Here is a 5,158-nt window from a genome sequence, read left to right as displayed (position 1 = left end):
CGATGATCTCTAGGAATTCGATGAACTCTATGGCCCTATGGGCAACGGCCATCTTGGTGATGACCTTGCCAGAGGCTACGTTGAGGGCGGCATAGAGATTACTGATACCGTTGCGCTTGTACTCAGTCGTTTGACGCAGGGGAACCCCTGGCACCATCGGACGTATGGGTTGGGTGCGATCAAGGGCCTGTACTTGGGTCTTCTCATCAACACAGAGGACGATGGCCGCCTCTGGAGGGTTCAAGTAGATCCCAGCAACGTCTCTGACCTTTTCGGTGAACTCTGGATCATTCGACACCGTGAAGCTCTCAACCATGTGAGGCTTTAGGCCAAAGGTTCGCCATATCCTCCCCACCGTGGAGGGAGAGACGCCAGCCACGGCTGCCATGGTGTTGGTGGACCAATGGGTTGATGAATCCGGTGGCTCGGTCATCGTAGTGAGTCTGATGATCTCGGTGATCTTGTCATCCCCATGGGTCCTTGGGGTCCCAGGTCGTGGTGTATCGGCGAGTGTCCCTACCCCATAGAGGGCGAATCTCTTGATCCACTTTTGCACCGTGAAGGTAGAGATATCCAGTTCATCGGCGATATCGCAAAGCCTGACGTGTTCGTTGGCCAAGAGGGCGATCTTTGCTCGCGTCACCTGAGCTGCTGGTGCATTACGNTTGGCGATAAAGGAAGTGAGGAACTCTTTATCCTCATCGCTCAGGGTGACGACATACGTTGGTTTGCGTCCAGTACGCTTCTTGGTCCCTTCGGAATCTCTCGCTGCCTGTGTTGCTCTCGATATCTGCTTGGCCATTGTCATTGCCTCTTCCTCCAAAAGAGTAGATGTACAATGGGGTCAACGGAGACAAAATATTGAAAATTCCTGAATTAGAGCAAATTTATGGCTAGGGACACTAGTTATACGGGGTCCGTGGAGAGGAGCCAAAAGGTGAGCAAGAAGAAAGGAACACTGGGAACCGAGACGAGTTGGGTCAGGGAGGTCATTCGCCTCCACTTTGAACGAGGAAGGAAAGAATCGAAACGAGATTGCTCAGTCGCTTGGGATATCACATGCTACGGTCACAAGGATCCTAGAGATTGCCAGAGCGATCATGAACTCCCGTCAATACTTCGCGAACCTCCGCTAGCATACCCACAATGCAGAGAGAGGCGCAGAAGCCTTGGTGCAAAGACAGTGGCTCATCCACCTCGGAGGAGTCAAAATGCCTGGCTCATCACCTTCCTTGTGTCATCTCTCCTGTTGGTCGCGTGCGGCTCGACGAACTCCTCCTCAGCCTCTTCAACACTCTCGCGAACCAACGCGGAGAAGGTATTGGTGGGGGCCTACGATCACACCATCGCCACGGGTAGCTTCACTCTCGCCAGCACCCTCCATGAGACGGTCGCAGGAAGGAAGTTGCGGCCATTCTCCTCCAGCGAAGTCATAACCACCAACCCTCCGGCGGCACGCCTCGCAATCTCTCAACCCACAGGGGGAGCCCAAGAGCAGGTCGTGATCGGTGACACCGAGTACCTTCAAGTATCGGCATCGATCCGAAAGGGTACCACTAAGCGCTGGCTCGCATTCCCTCTCACGCCGCAGGCAGGAGTCACAAACTCGGGGACTATAGGGACGGTTGTGACATCTCACGGTGCAACTGGCTCTCTTTCTGGAGGTCCGCTTGCTCCCTTGAACCTCGTCAAGGACCACGCCTCCGGCCAAGTCCAAGAGCTCGGTCGTTCGACCATCGGCACGACGTTGACGACCGCATACCGTACCTCTTTCCTACAGCGGACCGAGCGAACGCAGCCAGACCTCTCTCGATCCGGCGAGGTCACCATCACAACGACGAACGAAATTCAACACGTCACACTGACCGTTTGGATCAGCGGCACTCCAACCTCACTCATTAAACAACTCGTGATCACCCAACGAGCGACAGTCGATCATCGGGTCGAGACGACGACATCGACCGAAAGATTCTCTGGCTTCGGCAATCCAGTGCAGATCACCCCGCCACCGATCAACTCCGTCTCCACCGACCCGCCCGGGGTCTCTGGGGGCCGCCAAACGACTGCACCCAGAGATACGCCATTGGCAGCGAACCCGGTCTTCACTGCGGCGAAGACATTCAAACTTGGCCTTGCTGGGACTCAGATTGTCCCAGTCAATAACGGCGCACTCATCGTGGCAGAGCCCAAAGGACACTCTACGACGTTGATTCGACTCGATCCCGCAACTCGAGCGATTACCGCCATGGCTACCATGCCGAACGTCAACACGATGACGTACGCCTACGGCGAACTCATGGTCGAGACCTCCTCACCCTCGCATTCAGGAGCTGACGCCACAACTCTTGAGGCTCTTAACCCTGAAACCCTGAGCACACTCTACGAACGTGCTCTTCCCGACCCCTTGAGCGGTCGGGGCTCGTCGATGAGCTCCATGGTCAGTGCCGGGGGACGATTGTGGGTCGCCACCACAACCCAGCTCCTCGGATTCAGCTCATCCCTACGACTCCTAGCCCATGTCGCAATACCCAACGGGAATCAGTCCGTGGTGGAGCTCGCCGCCCCGCCAGATGGTCAGACCCTCTATACCACGGTCACGGGCGACGGTGGTGGGCCGGTCGAGGTTCAACAGCGGGATCTCATCAATGGCAAAGTCGTCGCCTCTCTGCCGAGGCGTGCTGCGCCAATCGGGATCGGAGGGGTCCAGATCGTCCCGACGAACACCAGCATCTGGCTCGCTGCGCCGACAGGGCTTGAGGGTCAGCTCGATCGAATCGAGTTCGCCAGCTCCTCAAATCACGCACTCACCGACTCGACCATTAGCGCGAACACGGCCTCGTTTAGCAACGGGTTACGTCTTGTGATCGCTGGCCCCACGCTCTGGGTATACGAGATCAACAACGCCCTATTGCAGTGTCGTAGCTCCGCCACGGGTTCATTGCTTGCCACCGCCAAGACGCTCCCGGTCATCTTTGATATTGCAACTCTTCGAGATGGCGAGCTAGCCGTCGCCTTTGCGAACGACGAGATAGCGATCGGGCGGCCGAGTTCGACCTGTATAGGGTGACCCTCCAAGCTTCTCTGCCCCGGGTTGGGTTGAGCCCGTCACACTCGTTGGGCCGGACTCATGGCTACCGTCATCCTCCTCCATGGACAGAGCACGTACAACTACGGAGATACTGACGCGACTGGGACATGATACGGCTAGAACTCGGACACCTGGGGCCAGTTACCGCTAGAGATAAGTGAGGACGATCGATGAACACGAAGCGACTTCTACAACCACAAATCTTGATTGCAGTCCTTCTTTTGCTGATTCTGGTGGCTGTCGTGCTCTTTGCGAATAGGTCATCTGATGGACCCAACACTGGTACTGTCACTGTTCAAGGAATCGGCATCGTTGTAAACCAGAAGGGTACATGCGCTGAAATTATCCCCAACTTTTTAAGTCGATCTCAAGTGGTCTGTACCCATGGAGTCGTTTTTGGTAGGAAGGGAGAATGCGTGACCTTTGGGGAAAATAACTTTACTCCGAGGTTTACCATTCCTGAGCCCGCCAAAATGTCGCTCTGTAAAAGCCACGGGCTTCATGCGTCGTCTTAGTGGCATCCAATGGTACTGGAGTGGCGAACCCAATGGGCCGAATGCAGTGCTGACCCGAAAGATCGAGGCGGCCATGACTAGATGATGCCACAGAGGTACTCAGCTAGGGCGAGTACCAGCTCACGGCACCCGCTGGAGTGACGAGGAGTGCGCACGGTACCGGTTGGATGCTGCGGCGATGGCACGAAAGGAGTACTCTTCCCCTTCAGTGGTGCTTGGAGCACCGTAGCGATGGTAGCAGATGAGGATTTATGTGCTGGGCTGGCACGCTTGCGTCCCGAAGGAGGTCAGGTGGGCGGATATGGGAGTCGCTCGCACCACGTCAATAGTGACGATAGGAGAGTGCGGTGCAGACGAGGCGTTGCTTGTCGATCAGGTGCAACCCCATTGTGATGTCCTGCTGACGGTTGCGAGACAGGTCTCGGGCGAACTTGGGTTGTTGGCGTCGAACCGACGAACTGCTTTGGCAGGTCGACGGATGCCTCAGAGGCAGCATTGGGGTTGGATTGCCCTTTTCCTGCGCATAAATAGTGATGTGAGGATGAGTTTCGTCAGCATCTGTGAGTAAGTGCGACCCGGCGCCACAGGTAGGGTCATAGGCCGATGGTCCTGTCTGGTATCTCGACCAATACCTACCACCTTTGCCAGAATTCTAGAGACTTTAGCTGGGGGGATAATCAGGGCCGGGCATGTCGTCAATGGCTTAGGGTCAAAGCTTGAGGTCAACGCCTCGGTGATTGTGCCACATTGCCCCCTCCAAGAGAGACGCCACCGGTGCGCACAACGGTTCGGCCACAAGAGCCTCCCATATTGTCCAGTTGGACTAAGCGCCGCGCTGGGTTCTGGAAATAATCTAGTCAAGTATGTCAAGTTCAAAGAGGTTTGCAGTGCTGGAGATAGGAGTCAGCCGACTTGTCTGTTTTCCATCGGGTACTGGATGATTTCGAGCGGTGGGAAAAGTGACAGCGCGTCACTTTCCCACAGCTGGACGCAAATAAGCTCCCAGGTAACGCTCTGATCCGCTACTACACCGAGAAGGGAACGCCGGGAGACGGCAAACGCAGCTGCATCGGGCTTTGCGCGCTGACGGGCAACTCTAGCCCGTCGAGCCTGCATTTAACTGCGATTAGGGCGCGAGAGCACTCAGTGGGGCGATTACGGTGCCATCGTCCGCGATGAGGACCGGACCGGTGCCGGTGACGACAAGACGGAAGGTTGGTTCGCCAACGGCGTCAGTGTCGATCTGGTCGATGACGTCGCGCAACGACTTGATCCCAGCCAGCATCTGTGCCCCGCCGAGCTTGACCTCGACTGCTCCCCAACGTCCATCGGTAAGTGTGACGATCGCGTCGATCTCCTTGCCGTTCGAGTCTCGGTAGTGGCGGACTTCGCCGCCGATTGCAGACGCGAACACCATCAGGTCATGGATCACCGCACTCTCGAAGAGCATTCCCTAATGTTTCCAGGATCACTACGCAACTGTCCCGGTCCNGCTCCGAGTGCCGCCGCTGCGAGCGATGCATCCGACCAAGTGAAGCTTCGGCGAGACACGCAG

At 56.5% G+C, this 5,158-nt stretch carries 4 protein-coding genes; 2 read left to right on the top strand and 2 right to left on the bottom strand.

The genetic code is table 11. The annotated features are described in order from the left end of the window. The coding region (locus FEAC_RS14290; protein ID WP_473234770.1) for an IS630 family transposase at positions 1-802 on the bottom strand (802 nt) is incomplete at its 3' end. 522 nt (positions 803-1,324) lie between these two features. On the opposite strand from FEAC_RS14290, the gene FEAC_RS14285 reads away from it, so the two are divergent. Both FEAC_RS14285 and FEAC_RS15730 read left to right on the top strand, forming a co-directional pair. After that, on the top strand, positions 1,325-3,067 hold the full coding sequence (locus FEAC_RS14285; protein ID WP_152623294.1) for a hypothetical protein: 1,743 nt from the start codon (positions 1,325-1,327) through the stop codon (positions 3,065-3,067). A gap of 777 nt (positions 3,068-3,844) precedes the next feature. Then, a complete protein-coding gene (locus FEAC_RS15730; protein WP_156099341.1) occupies positions 3,845-4,171 on the top strand; it encodes a hypothetical protein in 327 nt (108 codons plus the stop codon). A 558-nt stretch (positions 4,172-4,729) separates the two neighbouring features. Here FEAC_RS15730 and FEAC_RS14275 read toward each other — a convergent pair. Continuing rightward, positions 4,730-5,053, bottom strand: coding sequence for a DUF4143 domain-containing protein (locus FEAC_RS14275; RefSeq protein WP_052566602.1), 324 nt, complete (start codon positions 5,051-5,053; stop codon positions 4,730-4,732). Positions 5,054-5,158: the final 105 nt, after the last annotated feature.

The sequence above is a fragment of the Ferrimicrobium acidiphilum DSM 19497 genome (assembly GCF_000949255.1).
Taxonomy (GTDB): domain Bacteria; phylum Actinomycetota; class Acidimicrobiia; order Acidimicrobiales; family Acidimicrobiaceae; genus Ferrimicrobium; species Ferrimicrobium acidiphilum.
The sequence above is the reverse complement of the archived record's forward strand: the minus strand, read 5'-3'. Positions and strand labels throughout refer to the sequence as shown.